Origin of the sequence: Shewanella sp. SM87 (genome assembly GCF_025653705.1) — a bacterium.
GTDB lineage: Bacteria > Pseudomonadota > Gammaproteobacteria > Enterobacterales > Shewanellaceae > Shewanella > Shewanella oncorhynchi.
This window is the reverse complement of sequence record NZ_JAKKSC010000009.1, coordinates 71,518-97,146: the sequence shown is the minus strand read 5'-3', so window position 1 is coordinate 97,146 and position 25,629 is coordinate 71,518. Positions and strand designations below refer to the sequence as shown.

Annotated in this window: 30 protein-coding genes, 5 tRNA genes and 1 other RNA gene; 10 read left to right on the top strand and 26 right to left on the bottom strand. The window is 47.5% G+C overall.

Annotation, left to right across the window (positions count from 1 at the left end):
• Position 1: 1 nt before the first annotated feature.
• The 26 genes from L5M11_RS09400 to L5M11_RS09275 form a co-directional block, all read right to left on the bottom strand.
• Positions 2-457 (bottom strand): phage virion morphogenesis protein, encoded by a 456-nt coding sequence (locus L5M11_RS09400; RefSeq protein ID WP_263191953.1) that lies wholly within the window; start codon positions 455-457, stop codon positions 2-4.
• Between the two features lie 4 nt (positions 458-461).
• Complete coding sequence (locus tag L5M11_RS09395) at positions 462-1,769, bottom strand: phage minor head protein (protein ID WP_263191951.1); 1,308 nt, start codon at positions 1,767-1,769, stop codon at positions 462-464.
• A complete protein-coding gene (locus L5M11_RS09390) occupies positions 1,762-3,378 on the bottom strand; it encodes a DUF935 domain-containing protein (RefSeq protein WP_263191949.1) in 1,617 nt (538 codons plus the stop codon). Before L5M11_RS09390 ends, L5M11_RS09395 begins: the two co-directional genes overlap by 8 nt.
• Positions 3,378-4,970 carry a hypothetical protein gene (locus tag L5M11_RS09385; protein ID WP_263191948.1) on the bottom strand — a complete coding sequence of 531 codons (1,593 nt, stop codon included), beginning with the start codon at positions 4,968-4,970 and terminating at the stop codon, positions 3,378-3,380. Before L5M11_RS09385 ends, L5M11_RS09390 begins: the two co-directional genes overlap by 1 nt.
• Positions 4,970-5,539, bottom strand: coding sequence for a DUF3486 family protein (locus L5M11_RS09380; RefSeq protein ID WP_263191946.1), 570 nt, complete (start codon positions 5,537-5,539; stop codon positions 4,970-4,972). The genes L5M11_RS09385 and L5M11_RS09380 overlap by 1 nt, the downstream gene beginning before the upstream one ends.
• Positions 5,540-5,541: 2 nt before the next feature.
• Positions 5,542-5,838: a hypothetical protein gene (locus L5M11_RS09375; RefSeq protein WP_006087224.1), complete on the bottom strand. Its 297-nt coding sequence runs from the start codon at positions 5,836-5,838 to the stop codon at positions 5,542-5,544.
• The gene (locus tag L5M11_RS09370; RefSeq protein ID WP_076500542.1) at positions 5,838-6,173 is read right to left on the bottom strand and encodes a DUF2730 domain-containing protein; all 336 of its coding nucleotides are present in this window, start codon (positions 6,171-6,173) and stop codon (positions 5,838-5,840) included. Before L5M11_RS09370 ends, L5M11_RS09375 begins: the two co-directional genes overlap by 1 nt.
• Positions 6,170-6,394: a hypothetical protein gene (locus L5M11_RS09365; RefSeq protein WP_259574580.1), complete on the bottom strand. Its 225-nt coding sequence runs from the start codon at positions 6,392-6,394 to the stop codon at positions 6,170-6,172. Before L5M11_RS09365 ends, L5M11_RS09370 begins: the two co-directional genes overlap by 4 nt.
• A gap of 96 nt (positions 6,395-6,490) precedes the next feature.
• Positions 6,491-7,060, bottom strand: a complete 570-nt coding sequence (locus L5M11_RS09360; protein WP_263191944.1) for a hypothetical protein — start codon at positions 7,058-7,060, stop codon at positions 6,491-6,493.
• A complete protein-coding gene (locus L5M11_RS09355; RefSeq protein WP_263191943.1) occupies positions 7,057-7,626 on the bottom strand; it encodes a lysozyme in 570 nt (189 codons plus the stop codon). Before L5M11_RS09355 ends, L5M11_RS09360 begins: the two co-directional genes overlap by 4 nt.
• The gene (locus L5M11_RS09350) at positions 7,616-7,927 is read right to left on the bottom strand and encodes a hypothetical protein (protein WP_263191941.1); all 312 of its coding nucleotides are present in this window, start codon (positions 7,925-7,927) and stop codon (positions 7,616-7,618) included. The genes L5M11_RS09355 and L5M11_RS09350 overlap by 11 nt, the downstream gene beginning before the upstream one ends.
• Before the next feature lie 75 nt (positions 7,928-8,002).
• The gene (locus L5M11_RS09345) at positions 8,003-9,565 is read right to left on the bottom strand and encodes an HNH endonuclease (RefSeq protein ID WP_263191940.1); all 1,563 of its coding nucleotides are present in this window, start codon (positions 9,563-9,565) and stop codon (positions 8,003-8,005) included.
• 37 nt (positions 9,566-9,602) lie between these two features.
• Complete coding sequence (locus tag L5M11_RS09340; protein ID WP_263191939.1) at positions 9,603-10,037, bottom strand: DUF4124 domain-containing protein; 435 nt, start codon at positions 10,035-10,037, stop codon at positions 9,603-9,605.
• Positions 10,038-10,074: 37 nt separating this feature from the next.
• Positions 10,075-10,344, bottom strand: coding sequence for a hypothetical protein (locus tag L5M11_RS09335; RefSeq protein WP_263191938.1), 270 nt, complete (start codon positions 10,342-10,344; stop codon positions 10,075-10,077).
• Between the two features lie 109 nt (positions 10,345-10,453).
• Positions 10,454-10,909 (bottom strand): Mor transcription activator family protein, encoded by a 456-nt coding sequence (locus L5M11_RS09330; protein WP_131524994.1) that lies wholly within the window; start codon positions 10,907-10,909, stop codon positions 10,454-10,456.
• Positions 10,902-11,537 carry a gp16 family protein gene (locus L5M11_RS09325; protein WP_263191937.1) on the bottom strand — a complete coding sequence of 212 codons (636 nt, stop codon included), beginning with the start codon at positions 11,535-11,537 and terminating at the stop codon, positions 10,902-10,904. The genes L5M11_RS09330 and L5M11_RS09325 overlap by 8 nt, the downstream gene beginning before the upstream one ends.
• Entirely contained in the window at positions 11,531-11,752 is a 222-nt protein-coding gene (locus L5M11_RS09320; protein WP_263191935.1) for a hypothetical protein, read from the bottom strand. The genes L5M11_RS09325 and L5M11_RS09320 overlap by 7 nt, the downstream gene beginning before the upstream one ends.
• Before the next feature lie 16 nt (positions 11,753-11,768).
• Positions 11,769-11,841, bottom strand: an RNA gene (locus tag L5M11_RS09315) — hammerhead ribozyme type II.
• A 2-nt stretch (positions 11,842-11,843) separates the two neighbouring features.
• On the bottom strand, positions 11,844-12,152 hold the full coding sequence (locus tag L5M11_RS09310) for a hypothetical protein (protein ID WP_263191933.1): 309 nt from the start codon (positions 12,150-12,152) through the stop codon (positions 11,844-11,846).
• A 19-nt stretch (positions 12,153-12,171) separates the two neighbouring features.
• Positions 12,172-12,807, bottom strand: a complete 636-nt coding sequence (locus tag L5M11_RS09305) for a DUF3164 family protein (RefSeq protein ID WP_076500561.1) — start codon at positions 12,805-12,807, stop codon at positions 12,172-12,174.
• 1 nt (position 12,808) lies between these two features.
• A complete protein-coding gene (locus tag L5M11_RS09300; RefSeq protein ID WP_063884365.1) occupies positions 12,809-13,021 on the bottom strand; it encodes a hypothetical protein in 213 nt (70 codons plus the stop codon).
• Position 13,022: 1 nt separating this feature from the next.
• Positions 13,023-13,538: a hypothetical protein gene (locus tag L5M11_RS09295; protein WP_131524989.1), complete on the bottom strand. Its 516-nt coding sequence runs from the start codon at positions 13,536-13,538 to the stop codon at positions 13,023-13,025.
• Entirely contained in the window at positions 13,535-14,071 is a 537-nt protein-coding gene (locus L5M11_RS09290; protein ID WP_263191932.1) for a hypothetical protein, read from the bottom strand. The genes L5M11_RS09295 and L5M11_RS09290 overlap by 4 nt, the downstream gene beginning before the upstream one ends.
• A 5-nt stretch (positions 14,072-14,076) precedes the next feature.
• A complete protein-coding gene (locus tag L5M11_RS09285; protein ID WP_012089134.1) occupies positions 14,077-14,799 on the bottom strand; it encodes an AAA family ATPase in 723 nt (240 codons plus the stop codon).
• A gap of 60 nt (positions 14,800-14,859) precedes the next feature.
• The gene (locus L5M11_RS09280; protein ID WP_263191930.1) at positions 14,860-17,076 is read right to left on the bottom strand and encodes a DNA-binding protein; all 2,217 of its coding nucleotides are present in this window, start codon (positions 17,074-17,076) and stop codon (positions 14,860-14,862) included.
• Entirely contained in the window at positions 17,069-17,296 is a 228-nt protein-coding gene (locus tag L5M11_RS09275; RefSeq protein WP_041411143.1) for a hypothetical protein, read from the bottom strand. Before L5M11_RS09275 ends, L5M11_RS09280 begins: the two co-directional genes overlap by 8 nt.
• Positions 17,297-17,585: 289 nt before the next feature.
• Between L5M11_RS09275 and L5M11_RS09270 the strand changes: the two genes are divergently transcribed.
• The 10 genes from L5M11_RS09270 to rsxC all read left to right on the top strand — a co-directional run bounded on the left by L5M11_RS09270 (position 17,586) and on the right by rsxC (position 25,604).
• On the top strand, positions 17,586-18,329 hold the full coding sequence (locus L5M11_RS09270; RefSeq protein WP_063884362.1) for a S24 family peptidase: 744 nt from the start codon (positions 17,586-17,588) through the stop codon (positions 18,327-18,329).
• A 740-nt stretch (positions 18,330-19,069) separates the two neighbouring features.
• Positions 19,070-19,145 (top strand) — tRNA-Asn (locus tag L5M11_RS09265).
• Positions 19,146-19,202: 57 nt separating this feature from the next.
• Positions 19,203-19,278, top strand: a tRNA-Asn gene (locus L5M11_RS09260).
• Between the two features lie 32 nt (positions 19,279-19,310).
• Positions 19,311-19,386 (top strand) — tRNA-Asn (locus L5M11_RS09255).
• Between the two features lie 43 nt (positions 19,387-19,429).
• Positions 19,430-19,505: transfer RNA gene (locus L5M11_RS09250), tRNA-Asn, on the top strand.
• 50 nt (positions 19,506-19,555) lie between these two features.
• Positions 19,556-19,631 (top strand) — tRNA-Asn (locus tag L5M11_RS09245).
• A 211-nt stretch (positions 19,632-19,842) separates the two neighbouring features.
• Positions 19,843-21,747 carry a GGDEF domain-containing protein gene (locus L5M11_RS09240; RefSeq protein ID WP_263191928.1) on the top strand — a complete coding sequence of 635 codons (1,905 nt, stop codon included), beginning with the start codon at positions 19,843-19,845 and terminating at the stop codon, positions 21,745-21,747.
• A gap of 125 nt (positions 21,748-21,872) precedes the next feature.
• Positions 21,873-22,451, top strand: coding sequence for an electron transport complex subunit RsxA (gene rsxA / locus L5M11_RS09235; RefSeq protein WP_006081543.1), 579 nt, complete (start codon positions 21,873-21,875; stop codon positions 22,449-22,451).
• Position 22,452: 1 nt separating this feature from the next.
• Positions 22,453-23,052: an electron transport complex subunit RsxB gene (rsxB, locus tag L5M11_RS09230; RefSeq protein WP_063884360.1), complete on the top strand. Its 600-nt coding sequence runs from the start codon at positions 22,453-22,455 to the stop codon at positions 23,050-23,052.
• Positions 23,046-25,604 (top strand): electron transport complex subunit RsxC, encoded by a 2,559-nt coding sequence (gene rsxC / locus L5M11_RS09225; protein ID WP_263191926.1) that lies wholly within the window; start codon positions 23,046-23,048, stop codon positions 25,602-25,604. The genes rsxB and rsxC overlap by 7 nt, the downstream gene beginning before the upstream one ends.
• The last annotated feature ends 25 nt before the right edge of the window (positions 25,605-25,629 follow it).

The following is a 25,629-nucleotide window of genomic DNA, read 5'->3' as shown; positions in this document are numbered from 1 at the left end:
CTTAGCTAATTAAATATCCTCCCAAAATCCCTAACATAGATTGTTCATCCTCACGGCTTACACCTAGGTATTGCCGTGCAGGAATACCCGCTGGGCCTGCGGGCATATCGTCGGTGCCGCCGAACTGGTGAATGGCAGCATAGATTTTATTGCTGCCAATGCTTGCCCAAAAGTCGCCGCTGTCGGCAGTCACGCTGGCAGCTAATCCACCTGCACTGGCTTGTAATATCTTACCGCCTTGGCGTTTAGGGTTTGCCTTAAGGTAGGCATCACTTAAGGATGCCCAAGCTTGTCCTGTGGTGGGATCGGCCTCTGCTGCAAATGCACCTTCTGTGGCTGACTCTAGCACGGCAGCAATATCGTTCATGGGTTCGCTTAAGTCATCTAGCCTTTCCATCAAGCTAGTCAGCACATGCATTACAGTGTCATTGCTAAGTGTGATATCAATCTTGCTCATGTCCCTACCCTTTTAGCTGACCTTCAAGCACTTGGTATTGGGCTTGCTGTAATTCAACTAGCGATAACTTAAGTACTTCCACTTGGCCATCATTAGGTGTGCGCTGTAATTGCCACTGGCTCGCGATAAGTAATTTACTATTGCTCGCTGGGTCATTGGTTGCTTGCCCTTCCATTGGATACACATAGAGCAAGGTTTGATTATCGTTATCCCATAGCACGGCCTCGGGCTTAGTCAGCAGCAGCGGTAATTGCTGTAACTGGTTAGGTGTCACCGAGGCTTGCGCTGTACTGAGTTGCCGCTCAGTTATAGCGAGCAATGCGCTAGGCTCGCGGCTTAAACGTGCTGTTACCGCTGCTTGGATCGAGGGAGTTATAAAGCCTAACGCCTGCTGACTTGAGCCTAGGCGCTTCTGCTGCTCTGGTTTGGCGAGTACTTCATCCGTCCATTGGGCAAACTGGGCGTGGCGCAGTGGGCTGTTATTGAGTGCCTGAATAAACTGCGCACGGGTATCGAGGGATTGAATGCTGCCAAGCTTTTTAGCCACGGCCACATCGGTACCAAAGGCGGCTTCACCTGGACTATAGGCCCAGCCTAAATCGGGGCTCATGCTGCTGCCATCGGGCAGATCGATACGCGCATGGGGCACAGTTAACACTTCACCCGTTCCGCGCGCGACTGTCTCAGTGTCAAAACGCTGGATATAACCTTCGCCATTTTCCACTGTGATCCCCATCGCCTTCACTTGCGCCTCGGTGAGCGCCCGAACGCGGCAACGACAGCCCCAGCCATTGGGCGGATAGATGATGTCCCATATTGGATCGTCAAAGCGGAACACTTTACCCCTAAGCCGCGCATGTGCTGGGCGTGTCTGACCGTCATCTATCGCCACATACTGCCAATAGGGGTGGGTTTTAGTGCGCGATAACATGCGCCGATAGCGCCCAGCCATGTAGGCGGTTTGCAGGTTTTGACGATAGATGGTGTTTAACCGATACGGGCTACCCAGCTGTACCTCGCGGCCATCGACTTCCTTTTTACCCCACCATCCGAGCTTTTCGAGTTGAGGTTTAAGGTTTGCCTGAAACTGCTTAGCGGTTAACCCTTGGCTTAGGGCTGCATCTACTTCATTACGGATCGCCGTGAGCACATCCATCTGTGCCGCCTTGGCCACCGTAAACGCACGGGCGTGGGCGCGGGTCCACACGTCTTGCCAATCGTCACTGATGGCAAAGCCTTTGGCACGGAAATAGGCCACTGCATCGGCGGGGGCTTGGTTAATGGCAATGCTTAAATCAACGGTTTTAGGCATTGGCGATGCCCCACAGTTCAGCCACAAACATTAACCGCGCTAAGGTTTCGGTAAGCTGCTCGGTATCCATGGCGGGATAGTCCTTTTCCAGTTGCGCCCGCAGCTGCTCCGGCTCGCTCTGCAGTTGTGCCAGTAATGGCTCTACCATCGCCATATAGGCTTCGCTCATTTGACCTTGAGTGAGTGCATCCAAGGCTTTATCTAAGGCGGTTTGGCTCGGTTCACTCAGCGGGGCATCTGACTGCATAGCCGCCACCTCTGTCGCAGAGAGTGCGGCCAAGGCCGTCTGCTGATTGTCATTAGCGCCTGCTGCGCTGGCATTGGGGTCTTCTTGCTGGATCACCAGCACGGCTTCGCCATTCGCGGGCTTAGGGATACGGGTCTTTTCATGCAGCCAGTTTTGTGGGATCTGCATGCCCATGCTGACAAACGCCCGCAGCGGATAAGCTAAGGCCCGTAAGTCTTCGGCTTCTGTGGTATCAAACACTAAACGTGGATGACGGCGATGGCTTTGATAACTCTTGCAGTTAAGCGCATATAAAGGGGCCACTAAGTCGCGGGTTAAGGTTTCGGCAATCAGGCTAAGGTCTGCATCGCGCAGCTCTTGGCGTACTTCGTTATGCACGTTACCGAGCGCATTAGTTGAGCTTTTACCGTCGGCTTGGCTGGTCAAGGTGCCGCCTAAAATCACCTTGCTCATGGTCTTTTCAGCCCAGCTAATCATCAAATCAAAGGGATCAGCTTGACCTGTGGCGGCACTCTCAAAATCCATCACCATGCCCTTGGGCATAATGCCACCCGCGTTATGGCCAATGCTCATCACTGCATTTAACAGGGCGCGCTTTTCCTCATCGTTGGCACCCGCTGGATACTGACCAATACGCAGCGGCAAACCGTAGATCTCAAGGAACTCAGCTAAGTCGCGCACACTGTAGTTTTTAAAAATAAACGGCCAGATTAACTGACGCACTAAACCACTGCGGCTGACATAGCCCGACTTGGCTGGATGAATATGTTTGATCCAACCAAAGGGCCACAGGTCAGCGCCATTGACCGTGGCATCACGCAGCCGCAGTTCGTTGCGCCGCTCAGGGTGAGTCATAAACCAAGACGGATCGCGATACTCTGGCACTTCAATAAACCATTCCCCTAGCTCTCGCGTCCAGGCTAACTCGTGCATGCTAAAGCCCTTGAGAATGGCATCACTCATTGACTTAATGAGCGTCTTTATCCAGTTACCTTCTTCGAGCATCTCTTGCAGATATTCAGTGTCGGCCTTTTCCTGTGGCGTCGGGTTACGGGGTGGAATTAAATAGTAATCCACGCCGATCAGTGCCCGTTTGCGTTTGTCTAACTCGGCATATAGGTGGCCGTCTTTCTCTTCGATATCTTCGGCTAGTTCACATTGGGCAATGAGATCGCCTTGCTCGGCGGCCTGCAAAATATTGGCTGCACTGGCGGGCGTTAAGCCACTACTCGGGTGCTGACTAAAGGTACGTTGCAGACCAATTAAACGCACATCGTCGGTCTGCAGCGCTTTGGCTTCACGCTGTTTAAACGGCCGACCACTGGCGTCCAAAATACGTGATTCAGTTGTTTTTTCTTGCATTACCAGCAACCTCGCTGCGTTTGATGATCATCATCCTCATGGGCACTTGCTGCGGCATTCGGATTGCGGTGATCACTTCTAGGAATGGGGGTGAACTCTATGGGGGCACCGTCTAAGGTGGAGGCGTATACCATCAAGAACAGGCTGATCGCGGCATCACCATGGCGTTCTTTTTCTTGGCCTGTCCGCACATCGCCAAGGCATGGCGTACCTCGACGGTTAATGCTTAAGGCCCGCAGGTCAGTACTGGTGTCGTCATCCCTTGGGATAGTGATAAGCCCGTCTTCAAAGTGGCTTTTAAAGCGTGGCATTTGCTCGCGGTAAAAGGACTCAGACAGCATCACACAGGCGATCACTTCACTGCCGTATTTATCCTGGGCGTATTCGGCTAAGGCTTGGCCATTACCGCGCGCATCCATCGCGCCGCCCCTCAGCCGTGGTAAGCGGTCCACAATGTAAAACAGGATCTGCTCTTGTTGGCGAAAGGGAATGTTTTTAAGCTCGACCTGTAACTTGGTTTTAATGTGCAAGTCTTGGGCGATTTCACCCACGTCAATCACGGTTAAGTCACCACTACGGGCAAAGTCTTCACCAAAGCAATGGGGGCGTGCAGGGTCTAAGCTATCGAGAAGCGGCTTTAGTTCATCCTCACACCACTTAAGGATCTCCGCCGCCCGTAAACCCTCTGGCCATTGTCCAAAAGCATCGTCTTTTTTAAGGCGAACAACGGGGCCGCTATCTGTCACGCTGGCCATGCGGGCTTCGATTAACGCGCGGTTAAGATAAGAACCACCGCCAGACTTAGGCACGCAAAAGTATTCTTCTAATGCGTCCTCTTCGGTAGCTGTGGCTTTGAGTAATTTTGCTTTCCAGTCATCCTCGGCCGCTTGGCTCCATTCGATGCCGCGCACTTGGCAAATACGCTTATACAGCCCCTCATTACAGGCATCATCTAAGGTGACGCGGTGAATGGAGTAATCTTTTTTACCCGCACGGGAATCATTAATCAGCTCATTGAACTGGTTATCAATGCCATTATGAGTGGAGATCAAGCGTACCTTTGCGCCCCACATGGTCAGCGCCAATGCCGCTTTTAGCACTTCGGCCAAGCGTTCGTGGAACGCGGCCTCATCAATGGTCACATTGCCTTGCATACCGCGCAGGTTCGAGGGATTACTCGATAGCGCCTGCACCTTAAAACCTGAGGCAAAGTAAATGGCAAAGGTCAGGATCTCTTTACCGTCTTGGCCTTCATCAACAAACACTTCTTCTTGGATTTCGCCTGCGGCTTTATCAAATACCTTAGCCCACATGGCCGCAGCGTCGATAAATTCCCGTGCCATCTCCTTGTTACTGCCCACATAAAAATGGTTAGTACCGCCTTGGCCACTGGCAGCGCCTGCGGTAAGAGAAGCATCGGCAGCCTCAGCCCAAGTGAGTCCAGTTCGGCGCGACTTTTCGGCAATTTTCAGCGGTGACTCGTCGGCTATCCAGCGCTTCTGATAACCTAGCAGCACTTCTTTAGGATCAAAGATGCTGAGATAACTGGCCTCAAGCGCAGGATCAAAGACGGGTTTAATGATGCCGTTCATCAGGCGATCCCCAGTATTTCGCGCTTAAGCAAGGCCACGGCATCACTGGTTAAGCCAGCGGTTTTCGCGACCTTCTCGGCGGCATTAGCCGCTTCGGCCGCGAACGCGGTGCGGATCTCTTTCTCGCGCTTATGGTTGGCCATGGCAGCAGACTCCAAACGCTGCACCGCTAACATGGCGTCTTTAATCATGCCAACATCGGCACCTTCACCTGTTTCATCTTGGTTTAATAAGGCTTTAAATAGCTGTGAACGTGCCATTTCAAGGATGAGTTTAGTCACTTCACCCGTGGGCTTGTCACCCAGCTCTGCCGTCCACACTTGAGTGATCTCACGCATTTCGCGCAGGGATTTACCCACGGCCTCCATCTTGGTGGCATAGCGATTGATGCCTGCGCGGGAAAGCTGGTTTTCCTCAGGCAAGCCTGCGGCTTTAATCAGCGCATTGATTTCATCGAGCAAATCAATCTGCTGAATCGAGCCATTACGTAGCCCCGCATCGAGCTTTTTGCGGATAGGATCGGGCAGTAAATCCACCTTAGAGCGGCGGCCTCGGGTTTCACTCGCCATGGCTATTCTCCCGCTCTTGGGCGTTTAACCCCTGGCACTACCGCGCGACCTGTCGCCACATCTTGGCCGCGACCTGTTAGCGTGGCCGTGGTCACTTTGCCCACTAACTCGGTTTTAATCAGCCCTTGCTCGTTAAGCCAAGCGAGCTGCACCAGCAAGGCATCGCGGCTAATGTCGAGGCCGTAGGCATTTAAGCCATCTTGTAAGATGGACTCGTTGAGTGCGAAGGCTCCCGCCTCGGTCAGTAATCGAAGCACCACAAGGCGTTGGTGCTCATTGATAATTTGCTGCATCGCCATTAATGGCCTCCTTTCAGTTCGTTTTCGAGAAGCATGTCGGTCTTGGTTTCTAAGCGCCGAATGCCTTGTTCCATTGCGCCAAAGCGCTCACCTAAACCTGTGAGGGTTTTATCGAGCGCATGCAGTTCGTCACGGGTCGGCATGTACTCCAATTGCATTTCAGTTTCGCTAAGGCGCTTGTCGATTTCAGCCACCTTTTGGATCACCTTTTCATGCTCAATCCGTGGGGTAAATCGCGTGCTAAACCACGCCATCAGCAGTGCACAGAAAACGCTAATGACGCTGCCAATGAAGCCCCAATATTTACCGAAATATTCAAATAGCGATTCGATCATAAACGCTTCCCATAGCGCTGCTTTTGGCGCTTATCTTCATCCTGTTGGCAACTAATACAGCGCAACTCGTTAAGCCGCTGTGGCTCATTTGGCTCTAAGCAATCAATACAGATGCCATTGCCAGTGCTGTGTTGTTTGTGCCTGGCGGCATCCCGTACTGCATCAACACAGGCAGCTCGCTCGCGGGTTTCCATATTGCTAGCCCAATCGTTTTCGTCCATGCCTATCCCTTATTTTTGGCTTATTTTGTTTGGTCAGTTTGATGGCGTTGCCGCCAATCGTGCAGGGCTTGCCAGTCGAGGTTGCATTGCCCAAGGTCAGTGAGTAGCGAGAGCATTAGCCCCGCTGACTTTGGATTGGATAGGCACTGTTCCTTCTGGGTTTGCAGGCACTGCAATACCTGTAGTGGAACCTGAGTGACGTTGCACTCGCGCATCAGTACTTCGGGCGGCAACACATATTGGGTCTTGTAAATAGGCACGTAACGCACAGCGGGCGGCGTTGTCGAACACGCGCACAACATCGTTAGGCACACTAGCCACACGCCATGTTTGTGTTTGTTCATCCTGGGCGTCCTCAAGTAACTGGGTGAGTTGATGGTTAAGATCTTGATTGCGGTTGGCTAACGCGGCCTTTTGCTGCTCAATGGTTTGCACCTGTAGGGCGAGGGTTTCGCCTTCGTCTTTTAGGGCAATACGTTCAGCGTTGGCGTCTTGTAGCCATACCGCTAGCGTGTCTGCACTCTGTTTTAGGGCTGCATTGTCAGTTAACGCTTGGGTGAGTTGGCTCTTAGTACTCTGCTGTTGGTGGTACATCAGCCCAATTGTGACTAATGCCAGTGACAAAAATAGCCACTGCACAGTGCTAATGATTTGAGAGGGATTCATTGCGCGCCCCCCTTTGATTGCGAGAGGCCCAGTTCGCTTAGGCAAATGGTTTGCTCTTCGGCACGGCGCTTGATGAGGCCATTTAGGCGCACCTTGTTACCGAATAGGTCGGTGCCATACGTCCAGCCATTACAGACGCGCTCACCCGTTTGCTTATTGGTTGAACAGGCTTGGGTTAGCTCTTTGCACGCGCCCACTCTGTCGCCAGCTAACAGCTTTTTACGCAAGGTTGAGCTGGCAAAGTTGCCATAGCCCGCCCAATGCATAAACGACAGATAGGCCGCATGCTCGCCATCAGTAAGTGCTACAGGGGCCGTGAGTTGCAGCAACTGCTTATCAGCGCGAGCGATATCCTTGGCAAAGATCTCCATGCATTGCTGCTCGGTGAAGGTTTGATCAAGCTTTAAGTCTTTGCTCGTATGGCCACGGCATGCGGTCAGTACACCCACCGCATCAACATAGACGCTCAGGCTATTCCCTTCCCATTTATCGGTAAGCTGTGCGCCAGTGATGGCCGCCGAACTTAAGCCTGCGGCCAGTAAAATCGCCTTGAGTTTACTGTTCATTAGGCACCGCCGTAGCTTGTGCCTTACGTTGATCGCGGGCTTTTAAAATATGGAGGTGAGTGACGGCATGCCAGCCTTGATCAAAGTAGCTTTGACGAGTAAGACTATGGCTATACAAAGGCACGACGGTAGGTATATTGCCTGATAACTCCGCCTTGATACGGGCATTAAAACCGTCTTTGGCGCACTGGCGATAGACTCGGTTTTGTATGCGTTTGGGCTGCGTATTCGCAATCGGCATACTGTTAACGCCGCTGCGACTCTGGCATTTACGAGAAGTATTGTGGGTAACAAAGGCCATAAAAAAACCGAGACAGTGAACATGGGTTCATTGTCTCGGCTTAAGGGGATGGAGCGGATTGGAAAGGTTTCGGGATTAGTTTCGCAAATTTGAATCTGTATCAAAAACATATCGGAGTTTAAAATTATCTTTCGGCAAGATTTCAAGCTCATAACTAACACAATCACTACCTAACGGTAACTCGTTAACTATTGACAAATAATAACTTTCAAGAACCAACATCAATCTAGGTAATTCTATTTCCTCATCAAACAAAGATACAGATTTCACGCCATTCGATTCCCACCTCAAAACACCATCCTTTTTATTCAGTAATTCTAATGTTTGTTCTACCTCCCCCAATGGAATTGACACGCACATAGACGGTTTGTTTGTAAACTGACTGTACTGATATACCACCTTACCCTCAAAAATATTTAAAGCCTCATCAATATTATTTAGATCTAATTGGCTATAACTATATTTAACTGGATAATAAATCTTTAAATTCAGTTTCGCAGAAAGCCTTCGACATTTATCAATGTATGTAAGCAAAAATGCCGTATCATAAATATCACCCTGTTCCCAATTAATAGAGGATGTTGATTTTAAAGCAATTACACCATCAACCTCTAACGAGAGCTCTAACTTCCCATTAGAAAGTTTCGTATAAAAATCATATACTCGTTCAAAAAATGGGAGTTTAATAATATTTATTAGCTCCCATTTCATCATATTTACTGAAAAATATATTTGAGCTTGGACATCAGTGGGATCATGTGATTTTCTTAATGTCATACTAAATATGCCATTACAAGCCTCACCTGTGAATGTAAAAGTCTTCATCCCACTAGAAATGGAACCATTTACTTCGCAAAAAAAATAACGCTCACTAGTAGTCGGCTCAATAACCACTAATCTAACAGTAGCAGGTATTTTCTGTCCCTTGATCTCGAATCGTCCTTCTTTACTATTAACAAGTACATTGAAAAGCTCCGAACCTTTTAGATTTATTTCCTGTGTACTTAAAACAAAATCCTCACCGTGCTCAACAAATGAATGCCAACGCTTCTTGTTTTCAACTTTGTTTTCAATTGATAAGCTCAAAGGTATATTTTCTTTAGCATTAAGTATGTATGACTGCACACCACGTTCATATCCTGTTTCTACAAAAAACCTTGGATCAAGTTGCTCTAATGCTAACCCGCTGGCTATATGGACATTTGCTATAGCATTAGGAATAAAAACTTGTGGCTGCCTTGTCATTGCCATACACAGCTGATCTATGGCATCTGTTTTTGATGGTAGCTTCTCTCCCCGTTCTTGTAATGCTTGAGCCTCTGCATTTGATTTCCAAGATTGCAGCAGACTAGCCGGATATCGGACAGGATCCCTATCAATTTCGGTATGGCAATTTGTACATAACCAAATTCCATTATCGAAATGCATTCTCTCATCAGAAGTCATATTAGGATCATATCTCGCTGCACCAGGAGAAGCAGCGAAAATATGTGCAGCTTCACCGATACAACCAGATTTAAGTTCACCGTAAATAGGTCCTATAGTGGAAACCCTACAATCAGGTTTTGAACACCGATGAGCTACTCGCTCTTTCAATAATTTTATCGTAGGAGCCTTAAATCCAGATTCTCTTGCCATTAATGCTCCTTAAAATGAGGTATCACTTAAACGAATATTATTTAAATATCCTGAACTGGTTATCGCTTAGTTTCGTCCCTGTGTAGTTCAAAAAACAGGGGTAGAACTCACCGCCAGCATAAGCACCATAGCTATTTTTAGCATTGATTTTTATCTGCAAAACACGCCTAGCACCACTGTCATCATGAAGCCAATCGAAAAAAAGTCCTTCAACTTTAATCGAGTCAGGATCTTTAAAGCCAGCATAATGCTTAAGTACCTCAACGCATTGTGCTACTAACTCATCTTCATTTACGGTATTTTCGCCTGAGTGCAACTTGGCGGGTGGAGTAATAATGATAGGTTGCGCATCTTCCGCACAGGGAGTTTGGCTATAGGTATCAACACCGTCAGTGGTGCATCTGTAGATTTCAGCATTTGCATTAGTGCTTAGCAGTGCAACGAGGCTTGTGAATAATATCCATTTAATCATGCTTCAACATCCTAACTGTTTAATGCCCAATTAAACGCTAATTTAAGCCGCTCGTTTCATATGCATGCTCTATAATCCAGTCTAGAGCTTCAATTTGCGTATAACACGCTGAATTGAAAAGTACAAATTCATTACCATGACCATCGAATCCTCCACAGATCTCTAGCTCCCCCATAAAACCTCTTTTCTTAAACTCTTCAATGATTTTTTCTCTTTTTTCTCTTATCACTGTTTGTGGGAAATCAATTCTGACGATCCCTTTTGTATCAAATTCTTTTTTAGAAACACGGTCTATCGTTAATAACATACATTGTCCTTATGTATCCTAGGCCCATAATAAGTATCGATAAGTTTATTGCCAAAGTAAACCAATAAAAAGGGCTACCTTTTGGTAACCCTGTGATATAGATTGGATTTCAAAACAACCGCCTCTGCTTCCTTGCCACAAATGCCGCCCTTTGCTCCGCGACTATCTGACTGATCCGGCGCTCGGTGAGTCCATAGTCGCGGCTTAACTGCTCAAGATTATTGCCCTTAAACTCGCGCCAAATGCGGATATCCCGCAGCGCATCCTTGAGGCGCTCACCATTGGGGATGTAGATATCGCGTCCACCTAGGTAGGCACTTAGGCTTGTGGCTAAGGCTTCGCTGACATTATCCGCGTTATCAATATCGTATTGCTTTAGGGTTTGGCGCATCACATCGCACAAGCTTTGCAAGGTTGAGGGCCAGCGGCGAATGAAGTCCTCACGTTCATCGGGCTTAAGCGTGGCTAAGGTTTCGAGGGCTTGTTCCAGCTCGGCGGCGCTGGTGGACAATAAATCCAACTGGTTTTCGGGAATGCTAACCGCGTTTAGAGTGTTCTTACTCATGGCCATGCCCCTCGTATTGCGCGACGATCACTTCATAGTTTGCGGGGCGTGTACCTGCTTCATTCATCTTTAGCCGCTCACCACGGACGGTAATCCGCTCGATAAGTACGCGCTTATGCCAGTTTTTAAGGCTTTCTAATACTTTGTAGGCTTGCTGTTCTGTCATCCAAGCGGTGGCATCCACGCCTTCACTTTTACTACGTAGAGTCATGCGGCGCACATAGGCATCGAGCGCTGACTCACTGTTATCCTGGATAACTAAGTGATGGCCCATGGTGATCCAAATGGCACGTATTTTATCTATGCTGGCCAATTTACTTTTACCCGCAGCAGGACTTAAACGGCGTTTAACCGCTGTTTTATTGTTGGTTGTCCCTTGTTTAGAGCCTATAGGTTTAAAGCCCTTTTGTTTAAACACTTCTAGCGCCTGTTCAAGCTCTGGCAAGTTCATTGCCCGCAAGGAATCTTTACCCGTGGCATTTTTCAGCATGGCGCGGTAGATGGCTTCATCGAGCTGCAATGATCCCTTAGCCACATTGATTAAGGTGATAAGGCGCTTCTTGTGTTGAGCGACTGGGTGCGCCTGCGCTTTAGTCTGCACAGGGGCTTTTTGATTAGTTTCTAACATTCGTCATCCTCATCGGTTGTCGCACTGGATACTATCTTGATGGCTTTAGGTTGACTCTTAAGGTGCTGCCAATTCGGTGTTGCTGCATTTAAAAAGTTAACAGCCCATTGCTCGCGATCATTGCGTAGTTCGGCTTTGGTTTTCCCCTTACGTACATGACGAATGGGGCAATAATCCATGGCATATTTGAGTAATCGTTTCGCGTAAGGTGTCATTCATATTTGCTCTTTTTGTTAGCTGCTCATCAGTACCCAGCCACTACGCTGGATAGACCTCGCCCCAATGACTGGAGCGGGTTTCGCAGAGTTAACGCATTGCTGGCTTTGGTTCTAGCAGTTCTAAATAATTGAGTGACTTCTCCATAAAAAAGGCGATCACAGCGCGGCGCTCGCCCGCAAACTCTTTGCTTAACTCCTTAAGTGCATTGAGCAGCGCGGCGCACATCATCAAGCAGTAATGCGGCCTTTCAGAAGCTAGGCCACTGAGTTCGCTGCGCAAATTGTCAAAGCTAGCTTCAAGTAAGGTCGCTTGGCGTAATTGAAACGCCACCCGATCGAGTGCGGCTTGGTTGTCATCGAATAGGTGTTGAATGCCCGATTGTGTGCTGAGTGTCATGATGTGCTCCTTGCCTACCCTAAAGGGTGCTGATATCCAGTGGTAGTTGGGTGTATTTGCCATTAGGCTGACGCTCATATAGGCGCAGGTACTGGCTAGTGCCTGTGATTTGAATCGCGTCAGCTATGGCGTCCATTGCCCGTTTCCAATTGGCATCGTCGATATCCAGCTGGCGCAGGCTGAGCACTTGGTTAACGTCGATTCGGCCTTGCTGGTTTACCCGAAAGGCATGCTCAACCATCGCCATCAGGCGGGTATCCGCGCCACCGCTCCAGCTTTTAATGCAGTCATCAATCAAGGTTTTAGCGGTTTGAATGCGTTCATCAAATACGCGGTGTTCACCCACGGCACGGCGCACTTGGTACTTGCCATCAAAGCTAGTAAGCAAAATATTGCCCTTGCTGCCACCGACCTTAACGCCATATTCACTAGCCGATAGTTCGGCAAAGCCATCAATTTGCACCATCGTCATCAGTTTGAAATTAAGCATCTGTTCACGCAGCTCTTTAGCAGAACCGACAATAGCCAGCACGACTTCATCGCGCAGTTTGTCCACGGGCTTGATACGATCTTCATGCACCAAATCGCCTACCGCGTTTTTGCGGTAGCCCTGCGGAATAGCAGCTTGGTTGTGGGTTTGTTCTTGTGTGTTCATCTTATTTGTCCTCATTCCAGCGCACTGTCACGCCATGAAATTGCACCGCCATACAACGGCGACGAATGCCTTTTATATTCTCGATAATCTCAACTGCCATGCGTTTAAAATCACGGCTTGGAACGTCAATTTGGATAACACCGCGATGCTGGCTAACGACCTTCATCCCACGAAGCCTTAAGGCGGCAATCACATTGATAGCTTTTGTTTGCATGTTATTTACCTTTCCATTTGTTATCCCAAAGGGCGCTATTTAGGCGGTTAGCCACCTTTTGCAACTCCCTTTCGAGTAGTTCGATATGCTGTAGTTGATCGCCCTGGGCGAGTCGGCGACAGAACGCGAGCTGTTCCTCTACGTTGTAACGACTGTCTGTCGCCGATTGCACATCGATCCTCTGTGTTACTGCCGACTGCTTTAACTGCGAATGTGGGCAGCCACCGCGACAGGCGCGATAGAGCCGGACGCGTTGTGGGTTGGTAGAGCTAAAAGGCCGTTCTTGATTGTCTTTGCAGGTATCAACGCTGATTTGTCCTGCAACGGGGCACTGAACGTGGTGACGTAAGTAGCGCCCTTCGACACGATTTTTAATGGTGTCGATATTGCCTTTGTATTTGTTCAGCAGGACCTGATTAAGCATTGTCGGACTGACACCTAGCTCTCTGGCAATCTGCGCTTGGCTGCTCTCACTGACTTTTAACTCAAGCACTTGGAACCAATTGTCCTTGTTCATAGCGCCTCCCTATAGGGATAAAACTTCGATTTGGTTGGTGCATAAATACCGTCATCGATTAGCTCTGGCGCTAAAGCGCCACAGTCAACATTGAGGTGATAAATGATCATTTCCTCTTCGATAGCTCTGATGCGGATCAAGCCTGCCCGTTGCAGGGCATTGAGGTAACGCCTTACCGTTGAACGCGCCACCCTAGCTGTGACCATGATTTCTTCAATCGAGAAATTGCGCATGATGCGGCAACTGTTCCAGATCCGCTGATTCGCTTTAATCTTGGCGAACTGAGACTGGCGCTTTAACGGGCTGTCATCGTTTAACCAGTAGCGGTTGGTCAGCCCTGTACGCCCTTTCCATTCGAGTGTTAAGCGCCCTTCTCGATACAAATCACGCAAAAAGCGATTCGCGAGACACTTAGGCATTCCCGATGCATCGGCAACTTGTTCAGCACTAAAGCTGACTTTTCGATTGCGACAACAGCACATAAACAACCATGCGCTATGCCTTAACGGGGTTGAGCGTTTGACTTGTGCCATAACGCTTAACCCACAAGGCTTGGACGTCGAACACCATGGAATGGCTGTGCCCCCCAGTGTTCTGCAGTGACGTAATCAAGTTCGTTCATTTTGGCGAGACGTTCGATTTGATTAAGCCCAATGACAATACGACGAGCCTCACCACTGCTGGCTTTACGCAGTTCATCAAGGAGTTCTGGTTCGACTTTGATGTCGTTGTCTAAGAGGGAATCGGCCATCACCATGACGTCATCTAAGTCAGCTGGTCGAAACTCAACCCACTCTGAAATACGGTTAAAGAACTGTTTGCGTGTACTGATACGGCGGGCGATTTGGTCCATACCAATGAGGATCACTGGGACTTCTGTGTTGTCGTAGAGATCGCGCACAGTTTCAAGCATACGAACATCCGACATGAGGTAGTCTGCTTCATCGATGAACAGTGGGCGTTCGTACATGCTCATTTGCTCGATAGTGAAATCGACCATCTTATTAATGCGCCACATGCCGCTCGATCCGAGTTCGCCCACAATGCGGTTCATTAGCGTACTGGCACTGTCTGTGGCCATGGCTCGAACATAGATACCGTTCACTTGGTTAAACAGATAAGTGGTTGCAGTTGTTTTACCAAAGCCACTTGGGCCATGGTACAAACCGAGACCTGGTACACCTATGCCTCGGGTACAAAGGTTGTCGAAGGCGTCTTGGGCTGTCAGGACATTTTTTACAGGTGCGATCACTGCTTTCATTTTGTATACTCCATTTGCTTTAGTTTTATGGCCTTCATGGCCGTTGTGGGTCATAAGTGCTCAGTTGGTCGCTCTGCGCTTATGGCCCATGATTTCATCAATGCGTTTTGCCCCTAACTTGTTGTGCTTTTTGTAATCCTTTAGGAATGCGTCCTCCTTTGGTGTTAATTCACGGTTGAGAGATTCAGCGGCAAGCAAACGTGCCTTTTCGTGCTCATTACGCACTAAGGTTGCATGCTGTTGATTAATGGTGTTTTTACGTTCTTCAATCGCTTTACGCTTCTGGCGTAAATGCTCAATTTGTTGGTCGCTATAAGCAGGCTTATTGGTTTTAACGAGCTGCTCTGCAGCCTCAGTTAATGCCATTAAACTGGGGTTTTGGTGGGCTATTGGCTGGGTTGGAAACTCGACTAGTGACTTAGCCTGCTTGGCATAGTGCTCGATGACGGTTTGATGGATCTCGCCTATGTTGAACGTTTTAGCGAGTTGCTTCATTTCGGCCCTGAAACTACGCAGTGCCTTGGCTTCTTCTTTTTTGGTTTGACGATAAGCCGCAGGGCTGATCTCTTGACCTAAAAGACGACTATCAACTGCTTCGATTCGGGTTTCCCAATTATTGATCGGGTAAATAAACGCACGAGCGACGTCTGTTGGATCGAGAAATACACGGACTCGTTGCCCTTTCCACTCATGCTCCAACATTTCAGGAGCCGTATAACGCAATCCTCCCGCTTTAATAAAGCCCTTAAGGATGGTGTACTCGCCAACGTGGTTAAGCAGGAGATCTAAGGCTTCAGGATGTTCGACCGCCCGCACTTGATATTGAGCTGCGCGATAGACTTCATTGGGTGTTTTACCCTTTAAGCCATCGTGTGCGCGGAGGTGATAATAGGCATCTACCCAATTATCAAGAAGTTGCTGTAATTCCGGTTGCGTCATACGGAGATCGTAATCAGCCTTTTCGTTCTCTTTCTTGTTGCGCTCTTTAAGGCGTACCGCAAATTCTTTCCGAGCCTCGATAGCCTCGCGATCATTGACGTTATGGCCAATGTAGCCAGGCAGTAACTCAATAAGATCATGGCTGAGCGTCTTAAAGAAACGTTCGATAAAGGGCTTTTCCCAACCTGAGTATGGGTTAGCTCGGCTTTGTTCTAAGTCGAGTAAGTGATAGATGCTCGTGGTTCGCTGGCTGACATAATCGCTGCCGTTATCGGTACGCATTAAGCCGCCTTGGTTTGGGACTCCCCAAGCCAGCAAGGTTTTACGCATTAAAAGGCAAATACCTTCGCTTGATGAAGTGGGCGAAACAAGCAGTTTGACGCGACGAGTGAAGCAATCGATCACCGCAATAATGGTGTGTCGCCCTTCTTTCAACATTGCATCGACTGGGGTTGAGTCAAATTCCCATACATCGTTTGGCGCAGCCATCCATGGATAGGTTTGCTCAACTGCAGTCCGGTATTTATCGTTGAATTTTTTAGGGTTTGTAGTGAATGTAAAAGCCGCTTGATTCTGGCTTATCCATCTATTCACCCAGCGGCGAATGCTGGAGATGCTTGGGATCTGCCAAGGCATGTCGGTTTTTATCGCATAGATCTCGGCTAGCTTTTTAAGCTGCTTTGCCTTGCCTGCCAGATGCGGTTTGGCAGTGATCAGCCCCTTTAGGAAGTCGGCTAAGTCGGGCTCGTCATTCAGTAGACAAGGACGCTCAACTTTATATTTACCAGCGAGTGCGCTAACGCCATCTTTTTCTAAGACCTTTTCCCAACGGCGGATCGTTACAATAGAAACGCTGCTAATAATTGAGAATACCCAATCCGGTAGTGCAATCGAACGCTGGGCATAGGCTTTGCAGAATGCTTTTTCACCATCAACGAGCTTGCGAACCTCAAGGTAAGGCATGCAGAATTTTGCCTTGGCATTGACGATCAGCATCTTTGCATCAGCCCGCTTTTGTGCTTTATCAGGTAGGTTTATAAACTGCTGAATGCTCTTGGCTTTTTCTGTTTGACTCACTGCAGGGATTTGCAGTTTGGCAACAGCAGATCCTGCACGCATCAGGGACGTTGGAGATGTTGCTATCTGCTCCGCTTCCTGTTTTGCCAGCTTCTGACGAGCCTCAAGGGGTAAACTATTTAGGTGATATTCAAATCCACCACCTAGCCCTTGTCGCCTTTGCTTTTGCCAGTTCTCCTGTTTTGCTCTATCACGGACGCGTCTATCCCCGACATCCAATAGCTCTGCAATTTCTACAGTGCTAAACCATTCCTTAGTCATGGTGCTCTCCCACTAAATCAACACCAAGGTATTCAGATAAAGCAGCCATGATCTTGATGGCTTTTAAGCGTTTAGGTTTACGACCTGTATTGGGTGCAAACCATTGAACGCACTTCTGAACCGTCCTTGGGTTATATCCATGCGTAATCGCCCACGCACGGCAGCTTTGTCCATTTGCGAGCAAGGCTGCATGTATATGACGAGCGCTTTCTATCTTCATAAGAATTACCGTGCTAATATTTTGATTACGTTCGCATTGCGAACGAACGCAGTTTAACTACAATACGTTACGCAGTGCGTAACGTATTGCGAATATAGATCCGAGTTAGGCACAAATCAACAGCTTTCTGCTTTTTTGCGCAGAAAATTACGCACTAAAGTTATTTAAGTGCGCAAAAGATTGATGTAGTTTCGGTTGAATATTCAGTAAACCATTACTTATTCGGTAGTTTTTAAGTAATAACTATTGCTCTCTTGAGCGTTAAATAGATTTTGGTTCGAGGAAAATAATGAAGTCGGAAGCCTTACATTCAGATCCAACTTTAGATCCGACTTCCACAACTGAAGTCGGCACTCTTGCTGACCGTATTTCGGAAGCAATTGGGAAAAACAGTATTAGAGAGTTCGCCATTAAAATTGGCGTATCTGAAGGCACCCTACGTAATCTAATCAAAGGTGGAGAACCTAAGTTAGATACAGCAATACGTATAGCAGAAGAGGCTGGCGTGAGCATTCGTTGGCTTGCAACTGGCAATGGCCCTAAATACCCGAATCGCCAACGCGATGAAATTTCCCAGGAAGGTATTGTTTACGTCCACCAAGACCAATTCAATGAAGAGTATTTCTTGATTGAAGGCTATGACGTGGTGGTAAGCACTGGGCATGGTGCGTTTAATGATGAAACAGGTGTACGCAGACGGCTGCCGTTTAGAAAGAACTGGCTTAAATACCGTAGTTTAAAGCCCGAGAATCTTAAAGTCGTCTATGCCAAAGGCAATTCGATGGAGCCCGCCATACACAGCGGAGATAGCTTACTGGTAGATATCAGCAAGACTACGCTAGAAGACGGCTGTATCTTCGTATTACGTCTGGGCGACGATCTTTACGCCAAGCGCTTACAGAAACTATTTGATGGCGGCATAGAGATACTCAGTGACAACAAGGAGTATAAATCTCAGATTGTCTCTGCGGGTGAACTGCCAATGCTGCAAATTATTGGCAAAGTCGTTTGGATGGGTAAAAACCTCGATTAAATCTTTAAAAGTTCCGAGTTTATCAATTTTGATGAACTGTGATTATTTTTCAAAGCTGGCGAACCATTTTGGCGCCAGCTTTGTTTTTATCAATCCTAGTGAATCACTTCCGACTTAACTCACTACTCGCACAATTCTTGTACACCAAGGCCTCCCGCCTAGTTTCAACTAATCTCGGCTGTTCTCACTTATTGTCAATCCATTTGACTGGTTACATAACACGAGCTGTAGTAGCGCATCTGGTGCCACAACTGATAGTGAAGTGCATCACTTAATTTGAAAAACAGCTCACGCTAATTCGATAAAGCCTCAATTAACACCTCCATCAATAACAGCAAACTTGTTAAAACAGAAAAACGGACTTTAACGGCGAAAAGATAACCCACGTTTTCTATCGGTATAAAGAACTGAGTAAATTCACATTACCCCATCTGAGATCCTTTTTTGAGCGGTTTGAATCTTAAGTACTCAACCAAGTACCGAAAACGATGTCGATTATTTAGCGAATGATTTCAATTTCATAGAATCACCGCTTAAAAACGATGGACTCAATTATGGCTATATTGCGAATTGTTAAGTGGTTTTTCACGGAAAATGTCGAATTCTGCACCACGATGCACATTAGATGAGCACTTAACAGCATAATTACACTTTTTTTAGTAACTCGAGTTGACTCATCCAACAGAGCGTTTTACTATGCGCTCCGTTCTCAACGAGTCGCTACGATTGTGTGAAACGATTCCCCTGTAGTTCAGTCGGTAGAACGGCGGACTGTTAATCCGTATGTCACTGGTTCAAGTCCAGTCAGGGGAGCCAATTTAAGCACATGATAAAAATGAGTTAGAACAAGCAGTAAGATAAGTTGTAAACAATTCCCCTGTAGTTCAGTCGGTAGAACGGCGGACTGTTAATCCGTATGTCACTGGTTCAAGTCCAGTCAGGGGAGCCAATTATATTATCAAGCTGATGCATTAAAATGATTCCCCTGTAGTTCAGTCGGTAGAACGGCGGACTGTTAATCCGTATGTCACTGGTTCAAGTCCAGTCAGGGGAGCCAATTTAAGCAAGCTAAAAAGTCGATAGTAATATCGCACCTCGATTCCCCTGTAGTTCAGTCGGTAGAACGGCGGACTGTTAATCCGTATGTCACTGGTTCAAGTCCAGTCAGGGGAGCCATTTAAGAAGTGTTGTTTCTGTAAAGTCGATAGCAATATCGCACCCTCTACTCCCCTGTAGTTCAGTCGGTAGAACGGCGGACTGTTAATCCGTATGTCACTGGTTCAAGTCCAGTCAGGGGAGCCAATTTATTCTTCGTTTTGTTCCCGTGTCTTTGCCTCTTCTGGCTTCTAGTTACCCTATTCTTTTCCGTTTTGTTTTTAAGCAAATGCAGTTACACTGTTATCAGCTTATTAATAAAAATTTATGAGTGTCATCACACAGATAGCTGCAGTTAAGTATTCTTGACTTAAACTTATCCTGTTTGAGCTCACCCAAAAAAATAGAGCGGATTTTTATGGCCATGTCAAAATCATATCCAATTTTTTTACTGCTTATTTTCTTAGGTCTTTTTGCTTGGGTATATCAAAGCGAAAATAGCCAATTACAAATCCAACAACAGCAAGAACTGGATAGCTTTAAAACCAGTTTAACCCGCTACCAACAATGGCAAGGTGATGGCGCCGAACTCTTCAAAAAGCTTTCTGAAAATTACCCATTCCAATTTTTCCAATATATTGATGATACCGATGGCCAACGGAGTCATACAGAAGGTCGTTTAGACAGCCAACATCCTCATCCTTTAGCCCGTTTATTTTCTATCGAGCTCAGTCATACACAAAAATTGGCAACCGGTCGTTTACAAGTCAAACTCAGTGCAAACCAAGCGATTGAAACTTCGATTAGTCATACTCAAAAGCTCGGTGTCATGTTACTGGTGGCTTACCTTATCTTGCTGTTAGTTTTTATTCTGTTAATGTCAAAACATAGGGCGGCGATACGTTATGCTGCTGATTATATTTCAAAAATACCTGAGTTAGGGTTTTCTGCTGTCGCATCATCAAAACTCACAGGTGAGCTCAACCCCATTGGAATATCCCTTGAAGAGTGTCGTCTTCAACTTAAAGCCCAAATCGATAAACTCAATCAAGAGAATGAAAAGCTGCATAAAGCGGCCTATCAAGACACAGTGACGGGTTTTGGTAGTCGCCAGCGCTTTACCCAAAAATTAGAAACCATAAGCAATCCCGATATTCCTCAATTGGGGCTGATGGCAATGGTTAAGGCCACAGAGCTTGCGCAAATCAATCAAAAACAAGGGCGAACTGCGGGGGATGATTATCTTTCAAGGGTGGCCAATTGTATCCGCAAAGCCTGTAGTAAGTATTCAGATGCAGAATGTTTCAGGGTATCGAGCGCTGATTTTGCCATCTTTATTCCTGATGTCATGCTGAAGGATGCGCCAAAATTTTTAGATCAATTAAAAATTTATCTCGATGAATATTTGCTGATGACAAAAGCGGAATCTGTTGCCCATATCGGTTTAGTTCCCTATCACCAAGGTACCGATGCGGTTAATTTACTGACGATTGCGGATACCGCAGTCAGCATAGCGCAGACCCTTGGGCCTAATAGTTATCATATCCAAGAAAAACTCAATGGTGACGAGCAGTTTGGCGATGATCGCTGGAAAATGGCGATCAATGATTTAGTCACTCGCCAAGCATTAAAATTCTACCAACAGCCAATTCAGCCGTGTCGTACCGATGTAGAGGTTTACCGTGAGTTGTTGGCGCGCTTTTACAATAGCGAAGGTAAGTTTTTACCGACCACCACAGTGATCGCTATGGCCGAACGTCACGGTATGAGTTCTGAATTAGATAAACTTGTGGTGATCAGTGCATTAAGAATGCTTAAGGAAAACCCGACCATTTCGGGTAACTTTGGTATCAATATCAGCGCATTTTCTGCGCATCAAGATATGTTTGTCGCTTGGCTAAAGGACATTTTAGGCAAGCAAAAATACATCGCCTCACGCTTAGTATTTGAGATCAATGAGTCAGGTATGCAGTCTAACTTAGGGGCAAGCTATAAGTTCGTTCGCGAAATACATAGCGTTGGATCGCGGGTGTCGATAGAGCGTTTTGGCATGAGCTTTACGTCCTTCAAATTCTTCAGTGAAGTGCGCCCAGACTACATAAAGCTTGATGGCAGCTACACATCGAACATCGATGAAGACAGCAATAATAAGTTCTTCGTCCGTATGATGGTGGATGTTGCAAGACGGATAGGCATTCGGGTTATTGCGACCAGCGTCGAACGCCAAGAAGAAAAACTCACCCTCGAAAAACTCTTAGTTGATGGATTGCAAGGCTATTACATAGCACAGCCCCAAGCCATGGCGATTACAGATCAAATTTAATACTTTAACGGGTTAATTCGTCGCCAAAATTTACAGTAAAGATGGTTAACCCTGCATTCTATATGTTGTTTATGCAAACGGAAAAGTCGATAATACGGCCAAGATCCGTTTAGAAAAGTATTGAGATGACTGAATATCTCCTCTTGTTGATCAGTACAGTACTGGTCAACAATTTCGTTTTAGTGAAATTCTTAGGCTTGTGTCCTTTCATGGGGGTCTCCAGTAAACTGGAGTCCGCTATTGGCATGTCTATGGCGACCACTTTTGTGCTGACGTTAGCCTCGATTCTCAGTTACCTCGTCAACCAGTATCTACTATTGCCCTTTGATCTGAGCTACCTGCGAACCATGAGCTTCATTTTAGTGATTGCGGTTGTGGTGCAATTTACTGAAATGGTGGTGCAAAAAACCAGTGCTGCACTGCATCGCGCTTTAGGCATTTACCTGCCGCTGATCACCACTAACTGTGCGGTGTTGGGTGTTGCCCTATTGAACGTTAACGAGAAGCACGATTTTATCCAATCGGCTATCTATGGCTTTGGTGCTGCGTTAGGCTTCTCATTAGTGTTAATTCTCTTCTCGGCGATGCGCGAACGTTTAGCTGCCGCAGATGTCCCCTTACCTTTCAAAGGCGGCGCCATAGCGATGATCACCGCAGGTCTTATGTCCCTCGCCTTTATGGGATTCACAGGATTGGTTAAGTAAGATGTCCGGAATTTTAATTGCAGTCATATTGTTGACCCTATTGGCATTAGTCTTTGGGCTATTACTCGGTTTTGCCGCCGTTAAATTTAAGGTTGAAGGCAATCCGATTGTTGATGAACTCGAAGCGATTCTGCCACAAACCCAATGTGGTCAATGTGGTTACCCTGGCTGTCGCCCTTATGCTGAAGCGATTGCCAACGGTGATAAAGTCAACAAATGCCCTCCCGGCGGCACTGCCACCATGGAAAAACTGGCGACCCTGATGGGCGTCGAGCCAGAGCCGCTGAATGCCGAAGCACAATCTCAAGTGAAAAAGGTCGCCTACATACGTGAAGACGAATGTATTGGTTGCACTAAGTGTATTCAAGCCTGCCCCGTGGATGCGATTATCGGTGCAGGTAAGCTTATGCATACTGTGCTGACAACCGATTGCACGGGTTGCGATCTCTGTGTTGAGCCTTGTCCCGTCGATTGTATTGATATGATCCCAGTCACCCAGAATCTTAAAAATTGGAACTGGCGCTTAAATGCCATCCCAGTGACTCTCATTCAAGAGATTCAGAATCAAGACCCACAGTTAGAAGAGGAAAAGCGGTGTTAACTTTATTAGATCAATTAGATAAAGGAACCCTTTGGCGCTCACCCGGTGGTATACATCCACCCGAAGTCAAATTCCTCTCGAACGCGACGCCGATTAGCCAACTGCCCTTAGCCGCTACGTACTTAGTGCCCATTCCTCAAGTCGGTGAAAACTGCACACTTGCGGTAAACATCGGCGATAGCGTATTAAAAGGCACGCCGTTAACGCAAGGCACCTCCATTTGGCATTTACCTGTGCATGCACCGACATCAGGCACTATCATTGCCATTGAGCCAAGGGCAAGTAACCACGCCTCAGCATTGCCGGTTAATACCTGCGTTATTCAGGCCGATGGCAAAGACACTTGGTGTGAGCTGGTGCAAAATGAGCTTGATGACTTAAGCCATCAACAGATGATCGATAAGATCCGTGCTGCTGGCATTGCAGGCATGGGCGGCGCGGCGTTTCCAACTCATATTAAGCTTAATCCGGTCAGTGAAATTGATTTAGTCATCATCAACGGCGTCGAGTGCGAACCTTATATCAGCGCCGATGACAGATTAATGCGCGAATACAGCCAAGATATCCTCGCCGGTATTGGCATTATTCATCGGTTATTAACGCCAAAACGCATTGTTATCGCCATTGAAGATAATAAGCCAGAAGCGGCCAAAGCCATGCAAGCTGCAGTCGTCCAATGTGGGCTCCCAGCGGACAGCATTCGGGTAACCGTCATTCCGACAAAATACCCTTCTGGTGGTGAAAAGCAGTTAATTCAAATCATTACTGGCCGCGAAGTACCCTCGGGCGCGATTCCCGCCAAACTCGGTATCGTCGTGCATAACGTCGGCACTGCCTTTGCGATTCATCAAGCGGTTACCCAAGGTAAACCGCTGATTGAGCGCGTTGTGACTGTGACGGGCAAAAATGTCGGCAAACCGGGAAACTACTGGTTACCGATAGGCACACCTGTTGAGCATGTGCTGGCTGCGACTGAGTTCACGCCAGAGCCTGCACAAAAGGTGATTATTGGCGGGCCTATGATGGGCCATGCATTGGCAAATATCCAAGTGCCTATTTTAAAAGGTACTAACTGTATTCTGGTGCCAAGCAGCCAAGAAATAGGAACTACGCCAGAAGAAAAAGCCTGTATCCGCTGCGGCGAATGCGCCAATGCCTGCCCTGCACTCTTATTGCCACAGCAACTCTTTTGGCACGCCAAGGCCGAAGAATATGACAAAGCTGCCAGCTACAATCTAAAGGATTGTATTGAATGCGGTTGTTGTAGTTACGTCTGCCCGAGTGATATTCCCTTAGTCGAGTATTACCGCATTGCCAAATCTGCACTTAAACAAGCCGCCGATGAAAAGCAGCAAGCGGAGCGCGCTAAACAGCGTTTCGATGCCCGTTTAGCGCGTCTTGAAGAAGAAAAACTTGCCCGTGAAGCTAAGGCCAAAGAAGCCGCAGAGCGCCGACAAGCGACTATGACTGGCACGGATAAAAATGCCGTCGCTGAAGCCATGGCACGGATCGCCGCGAAAAAAGCCGCAGCGGCACAATCAGCAACTGAAGAGTTGTCGACTGAAGAATCATTGAATCATCAATCAAACGTAATAGGCACTGATACGACAGACGCGCCCAAGGGTAAAGCTGCCGTTGCCGCAGCCATCGCCCGCGCTAAGGCGAAGAAAGCTGCCCAAGTGAATGTTGATGCCAGTGATGAATCCCTCTTAGCAACAGATGCAATCGCGCAAGAAGCGCCATTATCTCAGAAGGACAAAGTCGCCGCGGCCATTGCTCGCGCCAAAGCTAAAAAGGCGGCTCAGCAAGCCGATACCGCGCCGCTTGAAACGGCTGACAGTACACCAGAAGCCAGCGCTGCCGATGATAAAAAGGCCAAAGTAGCTGCCGCAGTCGCGCGGGCAAAAGCCAAGAAAGCGGCGCAGCAAGCAGAAACCGCCGCTAGTGATATTGAAGTTAGCAATACTGAAATTATCGTTAGTGACGTTAATGATTCAGAAGCGATTAAGAAAGCCAAAGTAGCCGCCGCGGTTGCCCGTGCTAAAGCGAAAAAAGCCGCGAAGCAAGTTGAGACAAATGCTGACAATGATTTAACTCAGACCGCGACTCCGGCAGTTGATTCCGCAACTAGCGTTCAAGCAGATGTGAATGATGATAAAGAAGCTGCCGCTACTGACGTTAACGACGCTGAAGCGATTAAAAAGGCGAAAGTGGCTGCCGCAGTTGCTCGTGCCAAAGCGAAAAAAGCAGCGGCGTCAATTGTTGAGCCTAAGTCTGATTTAGAGGCAGAGTCCACGTCAGTTGACGACATTCAAACTAAAACGAACGTGGCATCGCCGTCGATAGCAGCACTTGACGCCGTCGCAGCTAAACCCGAAGCCGTTTTACCATCCGCAGAACAAATTGCAGAACCCATTGAAACGGCAGCCTTATCAGGCGATGAGCTTAAAAAAGCGCGGATTGCTGCCACCATCGCCAAGGCAAAAGCCAAAAAAGCGGCACTCGCTCAACAAACCGAAGTTTCGAGCGATTCAAATGTTGCTAATGATTAAGAACAGAATGATAAAAAGGGAACAC

Excerpts from the sequence above, each read along its gene's own strand:
- L5M11_RS09320 (WP_263191935.1), bottom strand. The coding sequence starts at position 11,752 with ATGACACCTTACGCGAAACGATTACTCAAATATGCCATGGATTATTGC.
- L5M11_RS09335 (WP_263191938.1), bottom strand. The coding sequence starts at position 10,344 with ATGTTATTAACGATAGACCGTGTTTCTAAAAAAGAATTTGATACAAAA.
- L5M11_RS09310 (WP_263191933.1), bottom strand. The coding sequence starts at position 12,152 with ATGACACTCAGCACACAATCGGGCATTCAACACCTATTCGATGACAAC.
- L5M11_RS09325 (WP_263191937.1), bottom strand. The coding sequence starts at position 11,537 with ATGTTAGAAACTAATCAAAAAGCCCCTGTGCAGACTAAAGCGCAGGCG.
- L5M11_RS09340 (WP_263191939.1), bottom strand. The coding sequence starts at position 10,037 with ATGATTAAATGGATATTATTCACAAGCCTCGTTGCACTGCTAAGCACT.
- L5M11_RS09355 (WP_263191943.1), bottom strand. The coding sequence starts at position 7,626 with ATGAACAGTAAACTCAAGGCGATTTTACTGGCCGCAGGCTTAAGTTCG.
- L5M11_RS09360 (WP_263191944.1), bottom strand. The coding sequence starts at position 7,060 with ATGAATCCCTCTCAAATCATTAGCACTGTGCAGTGGCTATTTTTGTCA.
- L5M11_RS09305 (WP_076500561.1), bottom strand. The coding sequence starts at position 12,807 with ATGAACACACAAGAACAAACCCACAACCAAGCTGCTATTCCGCAGGGC.
- L5M11_RS09375 (WP_006087224.1), bottom strand. The coding sequence starts at position 5,838 with ATGGCGATGCAGCAAATTATCAATGAGCACCAACGCCTTGTGGTGCTT.
- L5M11_RS09395 (WP_263191951.1), bottom strand. The coding sequence starts at position 1,769 with ATGCCTAAAACCGTTGATTTAAGCATTGCCATTAACCAAGCCCCCGCC.
- L5M11_RS09280 (WP_263191930.1), bottom strand. The coding sequence starts at position 17,076 with ATGACTAAGGAATGGTTTAGCACTGTAGAAATTGCAGAGCTATTGGAT.
- L5M11_RS09295 (WP_131524989.1), bottom strand. The coding sequence starts at position 13,538 with ATGAACAAGGACAATTGGTTCCAAGTGCTTGAGTTAAAAGTCAGTGAG.
- L5M11_RS09285 (WP_012089134.1), bottom strand. The coding sequence starts at position 14,799 with ATGAAAGCAGTGATCGCACCTGTAAAAAATGTCCTGACAGCCCAAGAC.
- rsxA (WP_006081543.1), top strand. The coding sequence starts at position 21,873 with ATGACTGAATATCTCCTCTTGTTGATCAGTACAGTACTGGTCAACAAT.
- L5M11_RS09240 (WP_263191928.1), top strand. The coding sequence starts at position 19,843 with ATGGCCATGTCAAAATCATATCCAATTTTTTTACTGCTTATTTTCTTA.
- L5M11_RS09400 (WP_263191953.1), bottom strand. The coding sequence starts at position 457 with ATGAGCAAGATTGATATCACACTTAGCAATGACACTGTAATGCATGTG.
- rsxB (WP_063884360.1), top strand. The coding sequence starts at position 22,453 with ATGTCCGGAATTTTAATTGCAGTCATATTGTTGACCCTATTGGCATTA.
- L5M11_RS09370 (WP_076500542.1), bottom strand. The coding sequence starts at position 6,173 with ATGATCGAATCGCTATTTGAATATTTCGGTAAATATTGGGGCTTCATT.
- L5M11_RS09330 (WP_131524994.1), bottom strand. The coding sequence starts at position 10,909 with ATGAGTAAGAACACTCTAAACGCGGTTAGCATTCCCGAAAACCAGTTG.
- L5M11_RS09385 (WP_263191948.1), bottom strand. The coding sequence starts at position 4,970 with ATGAACGGCATCATTAAACCCGTCTTTGATCCTGCGCTTGAGGCCAGT.
- L5M11_RS09275 (WP_041411143.1), bottom strand. The coding sequence starts at position 17,296 with ATGAAGATAGAAAGCGCTCGTCATATACATGCAGCCTTGCTCGCAAAT.
- L5M11_RS09300 (WP_063884365.1), bottom strand. The coding sequence starts at position 13,021 with ATGCAAACAAAAGCTATCAATGTGATTGCCGCCTTAAGGCTTCGTGGG.
- L5M11_RS09380 (WP_263191946.1), bottom strand. The coding sequence starts at position 5,539 with ATGGCGAGTGAAACCCGAGGCCGCCGCTCTAAGGTGGATTTACTGCCC.
- L5M11_RS09365 (WP_259574580.1), bottom strand. The coding sequence starts at position 6,394 with ATGGACGAAAACGATTGGGCTAGCAATATGGAAACCCGCGAGCGAGCT.
- L5M11_RS09390 (WP_263191949.1), bottom strand. The coding sequence starts at position 3,378 with ATGCAAGAAAAAACAACTGAATCACGTATTTTGGACGCCAGTGGTCGG.
- L5M11_RS09270 (WP_063884362.1), top strand. The coding sequence starts at position 17,586 with ATGAAGTCGGAAGCCTTACATTCAGATCCAACTTTAGATCCGACTTCC.
- L5M11_RS09350 (WP_263191941.1), bottom strand. The coding sequence starts at position 7,927 with ATGGCCTTTGTTACCCACAATACTTCTCGTAAATGCCAGAGTCGCAGC.
- L5M11_RS09290 (WP_263191932.1), bottom strand. The coding sequence starts at position 14,071 with ATGGCACAAGTCAAACGCTCAACCCCGTTAAGGCATAGCGCATGGTTG.
- L5M11_RS09345 (WP_263191940.1), bottom strand. The coding sequence starts at position 9,565 with ATGGCAAGAGAATCTGGATTTAAGGCTCCTACGATAAAATTATTGAAA.